Below are 18,884 nucleotides of genomic sequence, written 5' to 3'. Positions count from 1 at the left end.
ACGGCGCGGCCCCTCCGCCGTGGGACGGAGGGGCCGCGACCGGGTCGACTACTCGACGGTGACCGACTTGGCCAGGTTCCGGGGCTGGTCGACGTCGTGCCCACGGGCGGCGGCGATCTCGGCGGCGAGCACCTGGAGCGGCACCGTGGTCACCAGCGGCGCCAGCAGCGTCGGCGTGCGCGGCACGTAGATCAGGTGGTCGGCGTAGCGGACCACCGCCTCGTCGCCCTCCTCCGCGATCACGATGGTGCGGGCGCCCCGGGCACGCACCTCCTGGATGTTGGAGACGACCTTGTCGTGCAGCATGCCCCGGCCGACCGGCGACGGCACGATGCAGATGACCGGCGTGCCCTTGTCGATCAGCGAGATCGGGCCGTGCTTCAGCTCACCGGCGGCGAAGCCCTCGGCGTGCATGTACGCCAGCTCCTTGAGCTTCAGCGCGCCTTCGAGGGCCACCGGGTAGCCCACGTGCCGGCCGATGAACAGCACGGTCGGCTCGGACTTCAGCTCACGGCCCAGCTCGCGGACCGGCTCGATCCGGTCGAGCAGCTCGCGCAGCTTGCCCGGCATCTCCTGGAGCTGGGCCACCACGGCGCCCACCTCGTCGGCGAACTTGATCCCGCGCACCTGGGCCAGGTGCAGGCCGATCAGGTAGCAGGCGACGACCTGGGTGAGGAACGCCTTCGTGGAGGCGACCGCGATCTCCGGGCCGCCGTGGGTGTAGAGCACCGCGTCGGACTCGCGCGGGATGGTCGAGCCGTTGGTGTTGCAGATGGCCAGCACACGGGCCTTCTGGTCCTTGGCGTGGCGCAGCGCCATGAGGGTGTCCATGGTCTCGCCGGACTGCGAGATCACCACGATCAGGGTGGACCGGTCCAGCACCGGGTCGCGGTAGCGGAACTCGCTGGCCAGCTCCACCTCACAGGGGATGCGGGTCCAGTGCTCGATGGCGTACTTCGCGACCAGGCCGGCGTGGTACGAGGTGCCGCAGGCCACGATGAAGATCTTGTCGACGTCGCGCAGGTCCTGCTCGCTGAGGCGGACCTCGTCGAGGGCGATCTCGCCGCTCTCGGTGAGCCGGCCGAGCAGCGTGTCGGCGATGGCCTGCGGCTGCTCCTCGATCTCCTTGAGCATGAACCAGTCGTAGCCACCCTTCTCGGCGGCGGACGAGTCCCAGTCGATGTGGAAGTCCTTGCCGGTCGCGGGCTGGCCGGCGAAGTCGGTGATGTCGATGGTCTCCGGCGTGATCAGGACGATCTGGTCCTGGCCCAGCTCAACCGCGTCGCGGGTGTGCTCGATGAACGCGGCCACGTCGCTGGCCAGGTAGTTCTCGCCGTCACCGCGGCCGACCACGAGGGGCGAGTTGCGGCGCGCGCCGACCACCGCGCCGGGGATGCCGGCGTCGACGGCGAGCAGCGTGAAGGCGCCCTCCAGCCGCTGGCAGACCAGCCGCATGGCGGAGGCGAGCAGCTGCGGGCTGTCGACCTCACCGGCCGAGCGCAGGTCGGCCAGGGAACGGGCGAGCAGGTGCGCGGCGCACTCGGTGTCGGTGTCGCTGGCGAACTCGACGCCGTCGGCCTCCAGCTCGGCGCGGAGCTTCGCGAAGTTCTCGATGATGCCGTTGTGGATCACGGCGACCCGGCCGTCCGGGGAGAGGTGCGGGTGGGCGTTGCGGTCGGTCGGGCCGCCGTGGGTGGCCCACCGGGTGTGGCCGATGCTGGTGGTGCCGTCGCCGATGCCGATCGGGCTCGCGGCGCAGGACTCCGGATCGGTGGCGGCCCGCTCGGCCAGGACCTTCTCCAGGTTGGCCAGCTTGCCGGCCTTCTTCTCGATCAGCAGCTCGTCGTCGCAGACGACCGCGACGCCCGCCGAGTCGTAGCCGCGGTACTCCAGCCGCCGCAGTCCGTCCAGCACGATGCCGAGCGCCGGGCGCGCACCGGCGTATCCCACGATTCCACACATGGTCCGCAGCCTAACCCAGTTTCGCTCATCGTGCGTGCTCGGAAGCCGGGTAAACGATCACTGAATTTGAGCGAACCGGTGAGCGGATGATGAGGATCGGACAAACCACCCGGGCGGACCGGCGGACCCGGAAGCGCGGCACGGGACCGGCGGCCGACGCGTCCGCCGGGACCCGGGCGGGCACCCCGCGCGCGGGTACGTGCGGACTGGTCGTCGGGCCGTACATTGAGGGGCCCCTGGCCCGGGCGCCCCCCGGGCCCCGCCCCTCCCGCGGTCGTCCGCGCCGTCCCCTGCGAGCTGAGCCGATGTCCGAGACGACCCCCACCCCGGAGCCGGGGCACAGCACCGGCCCGAGCGACCCGACCGCCCCGCCGGCCGCCCCGGAACCCACGACCTGGACGCCACCGGACCCGCTCGCCGCCCCGCAGCCCTGGGCACCACCCGCCCCCTGGGCGCCGGCCCCCTGGACCCCGAGCCCCGGCGGCCCGCCCGGCTCCGCCGCGCCCGGCGGCACTGCGGGCCCGTGGGGCCCATCCGGATCCGGTGGCGCTCCGACCCCGTGGAACCCGCCGGGCCCGGCGGCACCAGAGGCCCCGGGTGGCATGCCGCGCCCGGCCGCCCCACCACCAGACCCGGCCGGCGCCCCGGGCGCCCCGCTGCCAGGCCCGGCCGGCGCCCCGGGCACCCCGCCCTGGCCCGGCGGCGCCCCCGCGCCGGGATGGCCCCCGGTCGGCTACCCGCCGCCCTACGCGTACCCCACCGCAGCGCCGCGCCCGTCGAGCAGCGGGTGGGTCGTGCCCGTCGTGGTGACCGTCGTCATCGCCCTGGTGCTCGCCTTCTGCGGCTGCGTCGGCCTGGGCGTGCTCGGCAGCATCGTCGACGACTCGACCAGCTCCGGCCAGCCGTACGACCCGGAGTTCGACGAGCCCGACGGGGGCCGCGCCGGTGATCCCACGGACGCCGCGCCGCCGGTCCCCGCCACCACCCCGTCCGGCGGGCCGGGCCAGTTCAAGGTCCTGTACGAGGTGAGCGGCACCGGCGCCGTCGACGTCCAGTTCTACGACGCCAACGCCGACTTCCTCCAGTTCGACGGAGTGCCGCCGCCGTGGCGGCTGGCGTTCACCGCCAACGACCGGGAGCGGGTGCAGATCATCGCGACGCCCACCGGCTCGGGTGAGGCGAGCTGCCGGATCACCATCAACGGGAAGGTCGTCTCACAGGACTCGGGCGAGTGGGGGGCGACCTGCTTCGGCTGGTGACGGCGGCGGTGGGGGACGCGGCGGTCGTGCGGGGCCGGTGCCGGGCCGTAGGCTGGCCGGCGTGACGACGACCGATCCGCTGGTGGCCCGGATGCGGCCGTTCGGCACCACCATCTTCGCCGAGATGTCGGCGCTGGCCGTGCGCACCGGCGCGGTCAACCTCGGGCAGGGCTTCCCCGACACCGACGGGCCGCCGGAGATGCTCGCCGCGGCCGCCGAGGCGCTGCGGTCCGGCCACAACCAGTACCCGCCGGGTCCGGGCATCCCGGCGCTGCGCGCGGCCGTCGCGGCCCACCAGCGCCGGTTCTGGGGCCTGGAGTACGACCCCGACGGCGAGATCGTGGTGACCGCGGGCGCCACCGAGGCGATCGCGGCGAGCATCCTCGCCCTCTGCGAGCCGGGCGACGAGGTGGTGTGCTTCGAGCCCTACTACGACTCGTACGCGGCCTCGATCGCCCTGGCCGGCGCGGTCCGCCGCCCGGTGACGCTGCGTCCCGGCGCCGACGGCCGCTACGCCTTCGACCCGGCGGAGCTGCGCGCGGCGTTCGGGCCGCGTACCCGGCTGGTGCTGCTGAACACCCCGCACAACCCGACCGGCAAGGTCTTCACCGCCGACGAGCTGACCCTGGTGGCCGAGCTGTGCCAGGAGCACGGCGCGTACGCGGTCACCGACGAGGTCTACGAGCACCTGGTCTTCACCGACGCCGCCGCCCCGCACCTGCCGCTGGCGACGCTCCCCGGCATGCGCGAGCGCACCCTGCGCATCTCCTCGGCCGGCAAGACGTTCTCCTGCACCGGCTGGAAGGTCGGCTGGGTGAGCGGCCCGGCGCCGCTGGTCGCCGCGGTGCTCCGGGTGAAGCAGTTCCTCACCTTCGTCAACGCCGGCCCGCTGCAACCGGCCGTGGCCGTGGCGCTCGGCCTGCCGGACGCCTACTTCGCCGAGTTCCGGGACGGCCTTCAGCAGCGGCGGGACCAGCTCGTCGCCGGCCTCACCGACGCCGGGTTCGGCGTGCTCGCGCCGGAGGGGACGTACTTCGTCACCGCCGACGTCACCCCGCTCGGCGGGCGGGACGGGGTGGAGTTCTGCCGGTCGCTGCCGGAGCGCTGCGGTGTGGTGGCGGTGCCGACCCAGGTCTTCTACGACGACGCGGAGGCGGGCCGGCGGCTGGTCCGGTTCGCGTTCTGCAAGCGGCCCGAGGTGCTCACCGAGGCGGTCACCCGGCTGCGCCGGCTCAGGGAGGACGGATGACCGACGCGTACGCCGACCGGATGCGCCGGGTCGCCGCCCAGCGCGACTGCGACACGGTGCTCTCCGGCATCCGGCCGGCCTCGGTGCGGGAGCAGCTCACGGCGCTCGGCGCGGCCGTGCCGGAGGACCTGCTGCCCGACTTCTACGGCGAGGGCGGGGCGGTGGAGCAGCTGGAGCGCCGGGTCGCCGAGCTGCTCGGCACGGAGGCGGTCGCCTTCTTCCCCACCGGCACGATGGCCCAGCAGGTGGCGATGCGTCACGGCGCCGAGCTGACCGGCCGGGACGCGGTCGGCCTGCACCCGCTCAGCCACCCGCTGCTGCACGAGCGCGACGCGTACGCGGTGCTCGGCGGCCTGCGGGCGGTGCGGACCACGGAGGCGCCGCGCAACCCGACGGCCGAGGAGGTAGCCGCGCTCGACGAGCCGATCGGCACGCTCTTCCTGGAGCTGCCTCTGCGCGACGCCGGATTCGTCCTGCCGACCTGGGACGAGCTGGTCGCGGTGGTCGGCGCGGCCCGTGAGCGGGGCGCCCGGGTGCACCTGGACGGGGCCCGGCTCTGGGAGTCCACCGTCCACCTGGGGCACCCGGCGGCCGAGATCGCGGCCCTGGCCGACAGCACGTACGTCTCGTTCTACAAGTCCCTCGGCGGCCACTCCGGGGCGGCAATGGCCGGCGACGCCGAGCTGGTCCGGTACGCCCGCGCCTGGCGGCACCGTTACGGCGGCACCCTGTTCCAGCAGTGGCCGGCGGCCCTCGCCGCGCTCGCCGGCCTGGAGCGGGAGCTGCCCCGGCTGGCCGGCTACGTGGCGCACGCGAAGCGGGTGGCCGAGGCGCTGGCCGGCGTGCCCGGCGCACGGGTCCACCCGGCGCCGCCGCACACCCACCAGTTCCGGCTCTGGCTGCCGTACTCCGCGGAGGACCTGAACACGGCCAACCTCGCCCTCGCCGAGGAGGAGAAGGCGTGGTTCGCCGGCGGCTGGCGGGACACCGAGGTGCCCGGCCTGGCGCTGACCGAGGTCACGGTGGCCGGCCCCGCACTGGAACTGGACGCCGACCAGATCCTCGACCTGGCCGACCGCTTCCTCCGCCGCCTCCCCCGGCCCTGACCCGCGGGGCCGGCGCGACCCCGACCCGCCGGATTGACCCGCAGCCCGGATCTTGGACAGTTGCCGTGCGTTACGAACGGAAACTGTCCAAGATCGGGAGCACCCGGCAGCGAGTGGCGGCCGGGTGGGCGTCAGGAAAGGCGTCGGGCGCGACGGACAGGTCCGCCGCGCCCGATGAGGAAGAAGTGTGTCGTCAGGCCGCCGGGCTGGCGCTGCGGACCTGATCCGCGATGCGCTCGGCGACTGATCGGGCGGTCGCCTCGGTGGCGGCCTCGACCATGACGCGGACCAGCGGCTCGGTGCCCGACGGGCGGAGCAGCACCCGGCCGGTCTCGCCCAGCTCGGCCTCGGCCCGCTCCACCTCGGCGCGGACGGCCGGCGCGGCGGCGCCGACGGTGCGGTCGCCCACCGGCACGTTGATCAGCACCTGGGGCAGCTTGGTCACCACGGACGCCAGCTCGGCCAACGACTTCCCGGTCTGCGCCATCCGGGACATCAGGTGCAGCCCGGTGAGCACACCGTCGCCCGTGGTGGCGTACGCGGGCATCACGATGTGCCCGCTCTGCTCGCCGCCGAGCGCCAGGCCGGAGGCGCGCAGCTCCTCCAGCACGTACCGGTCGCCGACCTTGGTCTCGACGAGCCGGATGCCCTGCGCGGACATGGCCAGCCGCAGGCCGAGGTTGCTCATCACCGTGGCGACCAGGGTGTCCTGGGTCAGCTCGCCGGACTCCCGCATGGCCAGGGCGAGGATCGCCATGACCTGGTCGCCGTCGACCTCCTCGCCGTCGGCGGTGACCGCGACGCAGCGGTCGGCGTCGCCGTCGTGGGCGATGCCGAGGTGCGCGCCGTGCTCGACCACGGCGGCGCGCAGGGCGTCGATGTGGTTGGAGCCGCACTCGTCGTTGATGTTCAGGCCGTCCGGCTCGGCGTAGATGGCGATCACCTCGGCGCCGGCCTCCCGGTACGCCACCGGGGCGACGTCGGCGGCCGCGCCGTTGGCGCAGTCGACCACGACCTTGATCCCGTCCAGCCGGTGCGGCACGGTGCCGACCAGGTGCTGGACGTAGTGGTCGGCGCCGTCGAGCAGGTCGTGCACCCGGCCGACCCCGGCGCCGATCGGGCGCTCCCAGGCGGTGGTGGCGTTGGCCTCGACGGCGGCCTCGATCCGCATCTCGATCTCGTCGGGCAGCTTGTGCCCGCCTGCGGCGAAGAGCTTGATGCCGTTGTCCGGCATCGGGTTGTGCGAAGCGGAGAGCATGACGCCCAGGTCGGCCTTGGCCTCGGCGGTGAGGAACGCGACCGCGGGGGTGGGCAGCACGCCGACCCGGACCACGTTGGCGCCGGCGCTCGTCAGCCCGGCGACCACGGCGGCCTCCAGCATCTCGCCGCTGGCCCGGGTGTCCCGGCCGACCACGGCGAGCGGCGGATGGCTCTTGTCGGTCTCGGCCAGCGTGTGGGCGGCGGCCACCGCCACCGCGAGCGCCAACTCCGGGGTGAGATCCGCGTTCGCCCGCCCGCGTACGCCGTCCGTGCCGAACAACCGGCCCATACCCGCCAACCTCCGATGGACTGCCGTTGAAAGGAGAAAAGCGGAACGGCCGGGCCACCTCCCCCGGCGAGGGAGAGGCGGACCCGGCCGTCCGTCAGAAGTACACGGCGCTGGTGGTGATCAGCGCTTCGAGTACTGGGGAGCCTTACGGGCCTTCTTGAGGCCGTACTTCTTGCTCTCCTTGACCCGGGCGTCACGGGTCAGGAAGCCGGCCTTCTTCAGGGCCGGACGGTCGTCGGGCTCGCTGACGATCAGCGCCCGGGCGATGGCGAGCCGCAGCGCGCCGGCCTGGCCGGTGGTGCCGCCGCCCCGCAGGTTGGCGATCACGTCGAAGGCCTCGGCCTTCTCGGCGGTGACCAGCGGGTCCTTGATGAGCTGCTGGTGCACCTTGCTCGGGAAGTAGGCCTCGAGGTCGCGGCCGTTGCAGGTGATCTTGCCGCTGCCCGGGACGATGCGGACCCGGACGATGGCCTCCTTGCGCCGACCCACGGTCTGGATCGGGCGGTCGCCACGAGGCGCGCGCGCGACGGGCGCCGGCGCCTCGGTGGCCTCGGGGGCGACCTCGGTGGCGGTGATGTCGGTCATGCTGCTTCCTTCGCCCGCGCTCACTGCGCGATCTGCTTGATCTCGAACGGCACCGGCTGCTGCGCGCCGTGCGGGTGCTCGGCACCGGCGTAGACCTTCAGCTTCTTGAGAATCTGGCGGCCCAGCTTGTTGTGCGGGAGCATGCCCTTCACGGCCAGCTCGATGGCCCGCTCGGGCCGCTTGGTCAGCAGCTCGTCGTAGCCGACCTGCTTCAGACCACCCGGGTAGCCGGAGTGGCGGTAAGCGATCTTGGTCTGGCGCTTGTTGCCGGTCAGCGCGACCTTGCCCGCGTTCACGATGACGACGAAGTCGCCCGTGTCGACGTGCGGCGCGAAAGTCGGCTTGTGCTTACCACGCAGCAGCGTGGCGGCGTGGGTCGCGAGGCGGCCCAGCACGACATCAGAGGCGTCGATGACGTGCCACTGACGCTCGATCTCACCCGGCTTCGGGCTGTACGTACGCACAGGTCTACCTTGTCTCGTCGTCGGTCTGGGGTCGCGCGCCGAGGTGACCAGGCGCGCACGAACGACCAAGCGTACCTGATGCGGCACGCCTAAGAATGTCGTACAACAGCAGGCAACGATACCCGGCCGCCGGGCGGCAGGTCAAAACGGGGTGTCACCCCGCGCGGCCTGCGCCTTCTCCCATGGCGGAGGTCACACGCCGGCCAGCTTACGCGCCCCCGGACGCAGGTACACCACCCAGGTCACCAGGAAGCAGAGCGCGTACCAGGCGATGAAGGCCAGGTAGGCGGCGTCGGCGGTGCCGGAGGTCAGGAAGGACTGCCGGAACGCCACGTTCACCAGGACCCCGCCCGAGGCGCCCACAGCCCCCGCGATGCCGATCAGCGCCCCGGAGAGCCGCCGGGCCCGCCGCTCGGCCGCCTCCCGGTCCCCGGTCAGCTCCGCCTCGGTGGCGGCCCGCGCCCGGAAGATCGCCGGGATCATCTTGTACGTCGACCCGTTGCCGATCCCGGAGAAGACGAAGAGCGCCAGGAACCCGGCCAGGTAGAGCAGGAAGGACCGGTCCCGGGCGGCGTACAGCACCAGCCCGGCGCCCGCGGCCATCGCCACGAAGTTCCAGAAGGTGACCCGGGCCCCGCCGAGCCGGTCGGCGAGGTGGCCGCCGAAGGGCCGGATCAGCGAGCCGGTCAGCGGCCCCAGGAAGGTCAGCCAGGCGGCGTCGACCGGGGTCGGGAACCGGTCGTGGAACTGGAGCTGGAGCACCTGGCCGAAGGCGAAGCCGAAGCCGATGAACGAGCCGAAGGTGCCGATGTAGAGCAGGGACATCACCCAGGTGTGCGGGTCGCGGGCCGCGGCGCGCAGCGCGCCGGGCTCGTTGCGCGCCCCCGGGACGTTGTCCAGCCAGCGCGCCGCGGCCAGCGCCGCGAGCACGATCAGCGGCAGGTAGACCGCCGGCACCAGCCGGGGGTACGCGGCGCCCGCGGTGGCCAGCACCGCCAGCCCGACGAGCTGCACGGCCGGCACGCCGAGGTTGCCGCCGCCGGCGTTGAGCCCGAGCGCCCGGCCCTTGAGCCGCTCCGGGAAGAACAGGTTGATGTTCGCCATGGACGAGGCGAAGTTGCCGCCGCCCACACCGGTCAGGCAGGCCAGCACCATGAGCGTGGCGTACGACACGCCGGGCTCGATCAGCACCGCCATGGGCACTGCCGGCACCAGCAGCAGCAGCGCGCTCACGATGGTCCAGTTCCGCCCGCCGAACCGGGCCACCGCCAGGGTGTACGGCAGCCGCAGCACCGCCCCCAGCGCGGCCGGCACGGCGGTGAGCAGGAACTTCCCGGCCGGGTCGATGCCGTACTCGGGGCCGAGGAAGAGCACCATCACCGACCAGAGGCTCCACACGGAGAAGCCGACGTGCTCGGCGAAGATCGAGACGTACAGGTTGCGGCGGGCGACCGGCGCGCCGGTCGTGGCCCAGAAGTCCGGATCCTCCGGGCGCCATTCGGTGATCCGTCCCGGGCGGCCGGCGGCGGCCGGGGCCAGGGTGGTGGGGGAAGCGAGCGTGCTCACGGCGACTCCTCCTCGTCGGTGACGAGGGGAACGCTAGGAACGGGCGGTTTCCCGGCCGTGCCCGCCGCGCGTCGGTCCGGAAACGGAGATCGCACGTCCGCCGTCGGGCGGCGGTGAAGCGCCTCAGATCTCCTGGAGGATGCGCAGCGCGCGGGCGACCCGCTGCATGGTCTCGGTGTCGGCCACGTCCACGCACTCGGTGAACCACTTCTTCATGGGCGAGGAGAGCCGGTCGGGCATCACCACGTAGCCGCCCATCGACACGGCCAGGGGCGAGTCGCGCAGCAGCGACTCCTCGACCACCTCGACCACGATCACGATCGGCACGGCGGTGGAGTTGTAGACGTCTGAGCTGATGACCAGGCCGAGCCGTTCCCGGGCGCCGGAGATGCGCCAGATCTCTCCCCTACGCAGCACGCGGGCGCCCGCCGCCGAACAGCGCGTCGTCGACCAGCGCGGCCTCCTGGGCGTCGGCCAGGGCGGCGGACTCCAGGTCCAGGCCGGCGCGGGCGACCGCCTCGGCGTGCGCGGTGAAGACCTCGCGCAGCGCCTTCTCCCGGGCGGCCTGGTCCATCCAGGCGGAGAGGGAGAGCCCTTCCCGCTTGGCGAACCGGCGCGCCTCCTCGATCGTCTCGTCGGAGAAGGACAGTGTCACCTTGGCGGTCATGCCGGTCAGATTACCCACCGGTATGACCGTCAGTCATCCCCGCTCGCACCGGTCGCCGAACCGGACACCCGGTCACGCTCAGGGACGCCGGCCCCCGAACACCGCGAACCGCCACTCCTTGAAGAAACAGTCCACGTCGACCAGGCCGGCCTCGGTGAGCCAGCGGCACTGGTCGGCCACCGGCGCGGGCCGGTCGTGCCGCATCCGCTCGCGGGCTCCGGCGATCTCCGCGGCGTCCGAGCCCAGCTCGGTGATCCGGGCCGTCCAGACCTCGTCGTAGCGCCGGTCCAGGTCGGGGGTCGGGCCGGCCACCTGCTCCGCGTTGACGAAGACGCCGCCCGGCGCCAGCGCCTCGGCGGCCCGCCGGTAGAGCGCCCGCTTGCCGTCGTCGTCCAGGTGATGGATGGCCAGCGCGGAGACCACCGCGTCGTAGCGGCCGGCGGGCAGCGGGTCGGCCAGGTCGGCGAGCACCGTGCGGTGCGGCACCCCGCGGGCGGCCAGGTGGCCGGTCGCCACCGCGAGCATGCCGGGCGCCGCGTCGACCAGGGTCAGCCGGACCCCGGGGACCGCCGCGGCCAGCAGCAGGGAGAGCAGGCCGGTGCCCGCGCCCAGGTCCAGCACCTCGGGGGTACGCCCCGCGGCGAGCGCCGCCCGCAGCGGCGGCGCGGCCACCTCGACCGCCGTGCCGTAGAAGGCGTCGAAGCAGGGCACGAGGCGGCGCCGGGCCGCGTCGTAGCTCCCCGCCACCGCGTCGAACGCGTCCGCCACACTCATCGCGCCTCCCACAATACGAGATTCTTGTCCCACATTCTAAGCCTTGCCGACCGGCCCGTCACTCCCGTGCGGTGTGAGGTGCTCTTGACAGGACCGAAACAGAAGGGACCCGGACCGGAAACCGCCTGACGGCACGCTTTGCCGACATGACGGACGGTGCACGCGTGGCGACGCGACCGGGGGTACGGCCACCCCGCGAGGCGGCCACGCACTGCCCGTACTGCGCGCTCCAGTGCGGCATGGTGCTGCGGCAGACCGGGGAGCGGATCGAGGTCGCGCCCCGAGACTTCCCCACCAACCGGGGCGGCCTCTGCCAGAAGGGCTGGACCGCCGCCGACCTGCTCGACCACCCGGACCGGCTGACCACCCCGCTGCTGCGGGACCGGCCCGGGGGTGAGCTGCGACCGGCCGGCTGGGACGAGGCGCTCGACCGGGTGGCCGCCGGGCTGCGGGCGGTCCGGGAGCGGCACGGGCCGGACGCCGTCGCGGTCTTCGGCGGCGGCGGGCTGACCAACGAGAAGGCGTACGCGCTCGGCAAGTTCGCCCGGGTGGCGCTGGGCACCCGGCACATCGACTACAACGGACGCTGGTGCATGTCCTCGGCCGCGGCGGCCGGCATGCGCGCGTTCGGCCTCGACCGGGGGCTCCCCTTCCCCCTCGCCGACCTGGGCCGGGCGGACACCCTGCTGCTGGTCGGCGCGAACCCGGCGGAGACCATGCCGCCGCTGATGCGCCACCTCGCCGACCAGCGCGAACGGGGCGGCCGGCTGATCGTGGTCGACCCCCGGCTCACCGCCACCGCCCGCCAGGCGGACCTGCACCTGCAACCGCTGCCCGGCACCGACCTGGCGGTGGCCAACGCGCTGCTGCACATCGCGCTCACCGAGGGCTGGCTCGACCGGGCGTACGTGGCCGACCGGACCACCGGCTTCGACGAGGTGCGGCGGACCGTGGCCGGCTGCTGGCCGGCCGAGGCGGAGCGCCTCTCCGGGGTGCCGGTGGCCGACCTGGAGGCGACCGCCCGGGCCCTGGCCACCGTGGACCGCGCGATCATCCTGACGGCCCGGGGCGCGGAGCAGCACGCCAAGGGCGTGGACACGGTCACCGCCTTCATCAACCTGGCGCTCGCCCTGGGGCTGCCCGGCCGCCCCGGCTCCGGCTACGGCTGCCTCACCGGGCAGGGCAACGGGCAGGGCGGCCGGGAGCACGGGCAGAAGGCCGACCAGCTCCCCGGCTACCGGCGGATCGACGACCCGGCGGCCCGGGAGCACGTGGCCGCGGTCTGGGGCATCGACCCCGCGGCGCTGCCCGGGCCCGGCGTACCGGCCTACCAGCTCCTCGACTCGCTCGGCACCGCGCACGGCCCCCGGGCGCTGCTGGTCTTCGGCTCCAACCCCGTGGTGTCCGCGCCCCGCGCGGCCCGGGTCGAGTCCCGGCTGCGCGACCTGGACCTGCTGGTGGTGGCCGACTTCCTGCGCTCGGAGACGGCCGAGCTGGCCGACGTGGTGCTGCCCGTCGCCCAGTGGGCCGAGGAGGACGGCACCATGACCAATCTGGAGGGTCGCGTGCTGCGCCGCCGCGCCCTGCGCGAGCCCCCGCCCGGCGTCCGCACCGACCTGGCCGTCCTGGCCGGCCTGGCGGCCCGCCTCGGCGCGCCCGGCGCGTTCCCCACCGACCCGGCGGCGGTCTTCGCCGAGCTGCGCCGCGCCTCGGCCGGCGGGCCGGCCGACTACGCCGGGGTGAGCTGGGACCGGATCGACGCCGACACCGGCGTCTTCTGGCCCTGCCCCGACGAGGACGGGCCGGACAGCCCCCGGCTCTTCGCCGACCGGTTCCCCACGCCGGACGGCCGGGCCCGGTTCCGGGCGGTGACCCACCGGCCGGCCGCCGAGCCCGTGTGCGCCGACTACCCGCTCCACTTCACCACCGGCCGGGTGCTCGCCCAGTACCAGTCCGGCGCGCAGACCCGGCGGATCGCCGCGCTGCGCCGGGCCGCCCCCGGCGGCTTCGTCGAGCTGCACCCCGACCTGGCCGGCCGGCTCGGCGTGGCCGACGGCGAGGAGGTGCGGGTGGTCTCCCGCCGGGGCGAACTGCGCGCGCCGGCCCGGCTCAGCCCGGCGATCCGGCCGGACACCGTCTTCGCGCCGTTCCACTGGCCGGGGGCGGCCCGCGCCAACTCGGTGACCAACGACGCCGTCGACCCGGTCTCCGGGATGCCCGAGTTCAAGATCTGCGCCGTCCGGGTGGAGAAGGCATGACCGAGCGAATCGTCATCGTGGGATACGGCATGGCGGGCGCCCGCCTCGCCGCCGAACTGCACGCGAGGGGCGGGGACCGGAAGGTCACCGTGCTCGGGGCGGAGCCGCACCGGGCGTACAACCGGATCATGCTCTCCACCCTGCTCGCCGGGAAGATCGACGAGCCGGACGTCGAGCTGGCCGAGGTCGCCGGGCAGGGCGCGGACGTGCGCACCGGCACCGCGGTCACCGCCATCGACCGGGCCGCCCGCCAGGTACGCACCGCCGACGGCGACCGGCACGGCTACGACCACCTGGTCCTGGCCACCGGCAGCCGGGCCCTGGTGCCGCCGCTGCCCGGGCTCGACCCGCTCCCCGACCGGGTGGTCCCGTTCCGCACCCTGGACGACTGCCGGCGGATCCTCGCCGCCGCCCGGGGCGCCCGCAGCGCCCTGGTGCTCGGCGGCGGGCTGCTCGGGCTGGAGGCGGCCCGCGGGCTCGCCGCCCGGGGGCTGGACGTGACGGTGGTCCACCCGGTGGGGCACCTGATGGAACGGCAGCTCGACCAGCCGGCCGGCGCGGTCCTCGCCGGCACTCTCGCCGGGCTCGGGGTGCGCACCCGGCTGGGCGTCACGGCGACCGGGGTGGCCGCCGACGCCGACGGCGTCCGCCTCGACCTCGGCGACGGCGGCTCGCTCGCGGCCGACCTGCTGGTCCTCTCCTGCGGCGTACGCCCGGACACCGCGCTGGCCGCCGCCGCCGGGCTGGCCGTGGACCGGGGCGTGGTGGTGGACGACCGGATGCGCACCAGCGACCGGCGGATCTCGGCCATCGGGGACTGCGCCCAGCACGACGGGACGCTGACCGGGCTGGTCGCCCCGGCGTGGGCGCAGGCCCGGGTGGTGGCCGAGGTGCTGACCGGCGACGACCCGCTGGTCCGCTACCGGCCGCGGCCGGTGGTGACCCGGCTCAAGGCGGCCGGCATCGACCTGGCCGCGATGGGCGACGCGGTCGACGCGCCGGACGGGGGCGGGCCGGTCGAGGAGCTGACCTTCGCCGACCCGGCCCGGGGCACGTACGCCCGGCTGCGGATCCGCGACGAGCGGCTGACCGGGGCCATCCTGCTCGGCGACAACCCGGCGGTCGGCACCGTGGTGCAGCTCTTCGACCGGGGCGCGCCGGTGCCGGCGGACCGGCGGTCGCTGCTGCTCGGGCGGGCGTTCGGCGCCGCCCCGGCCACGCCCGCCGCGTCCCCGGCGCTGATGCCGGACGCGGCCACGGTGTGCCAGTGCAACGACGTGAGCAAGGGCGCCCTGGTGGCGTGCTGGCGCGCCGGCGCGCGGACCGCCGCGGAGCTGTCCGCGGCGACCCGGGCGGCCACCGGTTGCGGTGGCTGCCGGGACGCGGTGGCCGGCATCGCCGGATGGCTCGCCGAGGTGGATCCGGTGACGGGACGCCAGGAACCAGGTGCAGAGATGGACCGCGACGCGGTGGAGGTGGCGCGATGAGCGGCAGGCTGGTGGTCGTCGGCAACGGCATGGTCGGGCAGCGCTTCGTCGAGGCGTTGCGGGCCCGGGACCAGGAGCGGCGCTGGCAGGTCACGGTGCTCGGCGAGGAGCGGCGGCCGGCGTACGACCGGGTGCGGCTCTCGGCCTTCTTCGACGGGGTGAGCGCCGAGGAGCTGAACCTGCACACCCCCGACGACGGGGTGGAGCTGCGGCTCGGCGAGCCGGCGCTGGCCGTGGACCGGGCGCGGCGGGTGGTGGTGACCGCGTCCGGCGAGCACCCGTACGACGCGCTGGTGCTGGCCACCGGCTCGTCGGCGTTCGTACCCCCGATCGGCGGCGCCGACCTGCCGGGTGTCTTCGTCTACCGGACGCTGGACGACCTGGCGGCGATCCGCGCGCACGCCGAGGGCCGGCGCACCGGGGCGGTGATCGGCGGCGGGCTGCTCGGCCTGGAGGCGGCGAACGCGCTGCGCCTGCTGGGCCTGGACACCAGCGTGGTCGAGTTCGCGCCCCGGCTCATGCCGGTGCAGGTGGACGAGGCGGGCGGTGCCATGCTGCGCCGCTACGTCGAGGAACTGGGCGTCACCACGTACCTCGGGGTGGCCACCAGCGCGCTGCGCCCCGGCCCGGACGGCACGGTCGGCGCGCTGGAACTCTCCGACGGGCGCACGGTCGAGGCGGACCTGGTCGTGGTGGCCGCCGGCATCCGGCCCCGGGACGAGCTGGCCCGGGCCGCGGGGCTGCCGCTCGGCCCGCGCGGCGGGGTGCTGGTCGACGCGGGCTGCCGGACGGCGGACGAGCGGATCTGGGCGGTCGGCGAGTGCGCCGCCGTGGAGGGCACCTGCCACGGCCTGGTGGCCCCCGGGTACGCGACCGCCGAGGTGGTCGCCGACCGGCTGCTCGGCGGGGCGGCCACCTTCCCCGGCGCGGACACCGCCACCAAGCTCAAGCTGCTCGGCGTGGACGTGGCCTCGTTCGGCGACGCGCACGGCGCCACCCCGGGCTGCCTCGACGTCACCTTCACCGACCCGGCCACCCGGGCGTACGCGAAGCTGGTCCTCTCCGACGACGCGAGGACGCTGCTCGGCGGCGTGCTGGTGGGCGACGCGAGCGCGTACCCGACGCTGCGGGCGAGTGTCGGCGGGCCGCTGCCCGCTCCCCCGCTGGCGCTGCTGGCCCCGGCGGGCGGCGCGGGCGCCGGGGCCGGCGCGCTGCCGGCCGCCGCGCAGGTCTGCTCCTGCAACGCGGTGACCCGGGCCGACCTGGACGCGGCCATCGCCGGCGGGGCGGCCGACGTGCCGGCGTTGAAGGCGTGCACCCGGGCCGGGACGAGCTGCGGCTCCTGCGTGCCGATGCTCAAGCAACTCCTCGACGCGGCCGGGGTGCGGCAGTCCACCGCGCTGTGCGAGCACTTCGACGCCGGCCGGCAGGAGCTGTTCGACATCGTCCGGGTCCGCGGCATCCGCACCTTCTCCCAGCTCATCGCCGAGCACGGGCGCGGGCGCGGCTGCGACATCTGCAAGCCGGTGGTGGCCTCGATCCTCGCCTCGCTCGGCACCGGGCACGTGCTCGACGGCGAGCAGGCGTCCCTCCAGGACACCAACGACCACTTCCTGGCCAACCTGCAACGCGACGGCAGCTACTCGGTGGTGCCGCGGATCCCCGGCGGCGAGATCACCCCGGAGAAGCTGATCGTGATCGGCGAGGTGGCCCGGGACTTCCGGCTCTACACCAAGATCACCGGTGGGCAGCGGATCGACCTGTTCGGCGCCCGGGTCGAGCAGCTCCCGCAGATCTGGCGCCGGCTGGTGGACGCCGGCTTCGAGTCCGGCCACGCGTACGGCAAGGCGCTGCGGACCGTGAAGTCCTGCGTCGGCGAGACCTGGTGCCGGTACGGGGTGCAGGACTCGGTCGGGCTGGCCGTCGCGCTGGAACTGCGCTACCGGGGGCTGCGCGCCCCGCACAAGCTCAAGTCGGCGGTCTCCGGCTGCGCGCGGGAGTGCGCCGAGGCCCGCAGCAAGGACTTCGGCATCATCGCCACCGAGACCGGCTGGAACCTCTACGTCGGCGGCAACGGCGGGTTCCGGCCCCGGCACGCCGACCTGTTCGCCACCGACCTGTCCACGGAAGCGCTGATCCAGCTGATCGACCGGTTCCTGATCTACTACATCCGCACCGCCGACCGGTTGCAGCGCACCGCCGCCTGGATCGAGGCGATGGACGGCGGCCTCGACCATCTCCGGTCGGTGCTCGTGGACGACTCGCTCGGGCTCTGCGCCGAACTCGACGCGGCCATGGCCCGGCACGTCGCCGGGTACTCCGACGAGTGGCGGGACGTGCTGGAGGACCCGGAGCGGCTGCGCCGCTTCACCTCCTTCGTCAACGCCCCCGACGTGCCCGACCCGTCCATCAGCTTCGCGGTGGAGCGCGGCCAGCCGGTGCCCGCCCGCGGCGCCCCGCCGGGCGCCGACGGTCGCCGTCAGCCGGTGGCGCTGGGCCTTCCGGAGGTACGGCGATGAGCGCCCCGACGATGCTGGCCTGGACGGCGGTCTGCCCGCTGGACCGGCTGGACCCGGACCGGGGCGTGGCCGCCCTGGTCGACGGGGTGCAGGTGGCGCTCTTCCGCACCGGCGGCGAGCTGTACGCGGTCGACAACCTCGACCCGGTCGGCGGCGCGCAGGTGATGTCCCGGGGCATCGTGGGCAGCCGCGGCGGCCTGCCGACGCTCGCCTCCCCGCTGCACAAGCAGGTCTACGACCTGACCACCGGGCGGTGCCTGGACCTCCCGGGCGTGGCGCTGCGGCGGCACGAGGTGCGCTGCCGGGACGGCCTGGTCGAGGTGCGGTTGCGACAGGAGGAGTGATGCGGGAGGAACTGGCCGGCTTCACCATCGGGGTCACCGCCGACCGGCGGCGCGACGAGCTGGCCGCGCTGCTCCAGCGGCGCGGCGCGCGGGTGGTGCTCGCCCCGGCGCTGCGGATCGTGCCGCTGGCCGACGACACCGACCTGCGCGAGGCCACCCGGACCTGCCTGGAGCGCCCGCCGGACGTGCTCATGGCGAACACCGGCATCGGGATGCGCGGCTGGCTGGAGGCAGCCGAGGGTTGGGGGCTGGCCGAGCCGCTGCGTGCCGTGCTGGCCCGGTCGTACGTGGTGGCCCGCGGTCCCAAGGCGACCGGGGCGATCCGGGCGGCCGGGCTGCGGGAGCACTGGTCCCCCGCCTCGGAGAGCTGCGACGAGGTGGTCGAGCACCTGGTCCGGCGCGGCGTGGCCGGCCAGGTCATCGCGCTGCAACTGCACGGCGAGCGGCAGCCGGAGTGCACCGAGGCGCTGGAGTCGGCCGGGGCCACGGTGATCGAGGTGCCGGTCTACCGCTGGGCGCCGCCGACCGACCCGGCACCGCTGCACCGGCTGATCGACCTGGTCGCCGGGCGGATGGTCGACGCCGTCACGTTCACCTCCGCCCCGGCGGCCGAGGCGCTGCTGCGGGCGGCCGGGGACCGGACCGAGACGGTGCTGGCGGCCCTGCGCGGGGACGTGCTGGCCAGCTGCGTCGGTGCGGTCACCGCCGAGCCCCTGGTGCGGCGGGGGGTGCCGGTGAGCGCCCCGAACCGGGCCCGGCTCGGCGCCCTTGTCCGGACGATCGTCGACGAGCTGCCCCGCCGGACGGTGACCGTGAAGGCCGGCGGGCACCTGCTGACCCTGCGCGGCCACGCCGCGGTGGTGGACGGCGAGCTGCGCCCGCTCGCGCCGGCCCCGATGGCGGTGCTGCGGGCGCTCGCGGTAGCGCCCGGGAAGGTGCTGTCCCGCACCGCCCTGCTGCGTACCCTGCCCCGGGGCGCGGACGAGCACGCGGTGGAGATGGCGGTCGCCCGCCTGCGGGTCGGGCTCGACGCCCCCCGCGTGGTGCAGACCGTGGTCAAGCGCGGCTACCGGCTGCGGGTCGACTGACCCGCCG

At 74.8% G+C, this 18,884-nt stretch carries 16 protein-coding genes; 8 read left to right on the top strand and 8 right to left on the bottom strand.

Annotated features, from left to right (window positions below; all coding sequences use genetic code 11):
* Nucleotides 1-48: 48 nt before the first annotated feature.
* On the bottom strand, nt 49-1,962 hold the full coding sequence (glmS, locus tag IEY96_RS15260; protein ID WP_189195463.1) for a glutamine--fructose-6-phosphate transaminase (isomerizing): 1,914 nt from the start codon (nt 1,960-1,962) through the stop codon (nt 49-51).
* Between the two features lie 305 nt (nt 1,963-2,267).
* On the opposite strand from glmS, the gene IEY96_RS33145 reads away from it, so the two are divergent.
* The 3 genes from IEY96_RS33145 to IEY96_RS15245 all read left to right on the top strand — a co-directional run bounded on the left by IEY96_RS33145 (nt 2,268) and on the right by IEY96_RS15245 (nt 5,576).
* Nucleotides 2,268-3,221 carry an MmpS family transport accessory protein gene (locus IEY96_RS33145; RefSeq protein WP_189195462.1) on the top strand — a complete coding sequence of 318 codons (954 nt, stop codon included), beginning with the start codon at nt 2,268-2,270 and terminating at the stop codon, nt 3,219-3,221.
* Between the two features lie 61 nt (nt 3,222-3,282).
* Complete coding sequence (locus tag IEY96_RS15250) at nt 3,283-4,470, top strand: pyridoxal phosphate-dependent aminotransferase (RefSeq protein ID WP_189195461.1); 1,188 nt, start codon at nt 3,283-3,285, stop codon at nt 4,468-4,470.
* Nucleotides 4,467-5,576 (top strand): threonine aldolase family protein, encoded by a 1,110-nt coding sequence (locus IEY96_RS15245; RefSeq protein ID WP_189195460.1) that lies wholly within the window; start codon nt 4,467-4,469, stop codon nt 5,574-5,576. The genes IEY96_RS15250 and IEY96_RS15245 overlap by 4 nt, the downstream gene beginning before the upstream one ends.
* 193 nt (nt 5,577-5,769) lie before the next feature.
* Here IEY96_RS15245 and glmM read toward each other — a convergent pair whose 3' ends face one another.
* From glmM to IEY96_RS15210, 7 genes are all read right to left on the bottom strand, one after another.
* The gene (gene glmM, locus IEY96_RS15240; protein ID WP_189195459.1) at nt 5,770-7,125 is read right to left on the bottom strand and encodes a phosphoglucosamine mutase; all 1,356 of its coding nucleotides are present in this window, start codon (nt 7,123-7,125) and stop codon (nt 5,770-5,772) included.
* Nucleotides 7,126-7,245: 120 nt separating this feature from the next.
* On the bottom strand, nt 7,246-7,710 hold the full coding sequence (gene rpsI / locus IEY96_RS15235; RefSeq protein ID WP_030501567.1) for a 30S ribosomal protein S9: 465 nt from the start codon (nt 7,708-7,710) through the stop codon (nt 7,246-7,248).
* A gap of 20 nt (nt 7,711-7,730) precedes the next feature.
* Nucleotides 7,731-8,174: a 50S ribosomal protein L13 gene (gene rplM, locus IEY96_RS15230; protein ID WP_091262713.1), complete on the bottom strand. Its 444-nt coding sequence runs from the start codon at nt 8,172-8,174 to the stop codon at nt 7,731-7,733.
* 192 nt (nt 8,175-8,366) lie between these two features.
* The gene (locus IEY96_RS15225; RefSeq protein ID WP_189195458.1) at nt 8,367-9,740 is read right to left on the bottom strand and encodes an MFS transporter; all 1,374 of its coding nucleotides are present in this window, start codon (nt 9,738-9,740) and stop codon (nt 8,367-8,369) included.
* 123 nt (nt 9,741-9,863) lie between these two features.
* Entirely contained in the window at nt 9,864-10,157 is a 294-nt protein-coding gene (locus tag IEY96_RS15220; RefSeq protein WP_189195457.1) for a type II toxin-antitoxin system PemK/MazF family toxin, read from the bottom strand.
* Complete coding sequence (locus IEY96_RS15215; RefSeq protein ID WP_189195456.1) at nt 10,147-10,407, bottom strand: DUF6364 family protein; 261 nt, start codon at nt 10,405-10,407, stop codon at nt 10,147-10,149. Before IEY96_RS15215 ends, IEY96_RS15220 begins: the two co-directional genes overlap by 11 nt.
* Before the next feature lie 78 nt (nt 10,408-10,485).
* Nucleotides 10,486-11,181 (bottom strand): class I SAM-dependent methyltransferase, encoded by a 696-nt coding sequence (locus IEY96_RS15210; protein WP_189195455.1) that lies wholly within the window; start codon nt 11,179-11,181, stop codon nt 10,486-10,488.
* A gap of 146 nt (nt 11,182-11,327) precedes the next feature.
* Between IEY96_RS15210 and IEY96_RS15205 the strand changes: the two genes are divergently transcribed.
* The 5 genes from IEY96_RS15205 to IEY96_RS15185 are packed head-to-tail and all read left to right on the top strand — an operon-like array spanning nt 11,328 to nt 18,877.
* Nucleotides 11,328-13,439: a molybdopterin oxidoreductase family protein gene (locus IEY96_RS15205; RefSeq protein WP_189195454.1), complete on the top strand. Its 2,112-nt coding sequence runs from the start codon at nt 11,328-11,330 to the stop codon at nt 13,437-13,439.
* The gene (locus IEY96_RS15200; RefSeq protein WP_189195453.1) at nt 13,436-14,926 is read left to right on the top strand and encodes an FAD-dependent oxidoreductase; all 1,491 of its coding nucleotides are present in this window, start codon (nt 13,436-13,438) and stop codon (nt 14,924-14,926) included. Before IEY96_RS15205 ends, IEY96_RS15200 begins: the two co-directional genes overlap by 4 nt.
* Nucleotides 14,923-17,445, top strand: coding sequence for a nitrite reductase large subunit NirB (gene nirB, locus IEY96_RS15195; RefSeq protein ID WP_189195452.1), 2,523 nt, complete (start codon nt 14,923-14,925; stop codon nt 17,443-17,445). Before IEY96_RS15200 ends, nirB begins: the two co-directional genes overlap by 4 nt.
* Complete coding sequence (gene nirD / locus IEY96_RS15190; protein WP_189195451.1) at nt 17,442-17,789, top strand: nitrite reductase small subunit NirD; 348 nt, start codon at nt 17,442-17,444, stop codon at nt 17,787-17,789. Before nirB ends, nirD begins: the two co-directional genes overlap by 4 nt.
* Entirely contained in the window at nt 17,789-18,877 is a 1,089-nt protein-coding gene (locus IEY96_RS15185) for a uroporphyrinogen-III synthase (protein WP_189195450.1), read from the top strand. The genes nirD and IEY96_RS15185 overlap by 1 nt, the downstream gene beginning before the upstream one ends.
* The last annotated feature ends 7 nt before the right edge of the window (nt 18,878-18,884 follow it).

Source organism: Micromonospora fulviviridis (genome assembly GCF_014648395.1).
In the GTDB taxonomy this organism is placed as follows: Bacteria; Actinomycetota; Actinomycetes; order Mycobacteriales; family Micromonosporaceae; genus Micromonospora; species Micromonospora fulviviridis.
This window is presented reverse-complemented; position numbering and strand designations above follow the sequence as displayed.

Excerpts from the sequence above, each read along its gene's own strand:
- glmS (WP_189195463.1), bottom strand. The coding sequence starts at position 1,962 with ATGTGTGGAATCGTGGGATACGCCGGTGCGCGCCCGGCGCTCGGCATC.
- IEY96_RS15185 (WP_189195450.1), top strand. The coding sequence starts at position 17,789 with ATGCGGGAGGAACTGGCCGGCTTCACCATCGGGGTCACCGCCGACCGG.
- IEY96_RS15245 (WP_189195460.1), top strand. The coding sequence starts at position 4,467 with ATGACCGACGCGTACGCCGACCGGATGCGCCGGGTCGCCGCCCAGCGC.
- IEY96_RS15210 (WP_189195455.1), bottom strand. The coding sequence starts at position 11,181 with ATGAGTGTGGCGGACGCGTTCGACGCGGTGGCGGGGAGCTACGACGCG.
- IEY96_RS33145 (WP_189195462.1), top strand. The coding sequence starts at position 2,268 with ATGTCCGAGACGACCCCCACCCCGGAGCCGGGGCACAGCACCGGCCCG.
- nirB (WP_189195452.1), top strand. The coding sequence starts at position 14,923 with ATGAGCGGCAGGCTGGTGGTCGTCGGCAACGGCATGGTCGGGCAGCGC.
- rpsI (WP_030501567.1), bottom strand. The coding sequence starts at position 7,710 with ATGACCGACATCACCGCCACCGAGGTCGCCCCCGAGGCCACCGAGGCG.
- IEY96_RS15200 (WP_189195453.1), top strand. The coding sequence starts at position 13,436 with ATGACCGAGCGAATCGTCATCGTGGGATACGGCATGGCGGGCGCCCGC.
- IEY96_RS15205 (WP_189195454.1), top strand. The coding sequence starts at position 11,328 with ATGACGGACGGTGCACGCGTGGCGACGCGACCGGGGGTACGGCCACCC.
- IEY96_RS15215 (WP_189195456.1), bottom strand. The coding sequence starts at position 10,407 with ATGACCGCCAAGGTGACACTGTCCTTCTCCGACGAGACGATCGAGGAG.
- glmM (WP_189195459.1), bottom strand. The coding sequence starts at position 7,125 with ATGGGCCGGTTGTTCGGCACGGACGGCGTACGCGGGCGGGCGAACGCG.
- nirD (WP_189195451.1), top strand. The coding sequence starts at position 17,442 with ATGAGCGCCCCGACGATGCTGGCCTGGACGGCGGTCTGCCCGCTGGAC.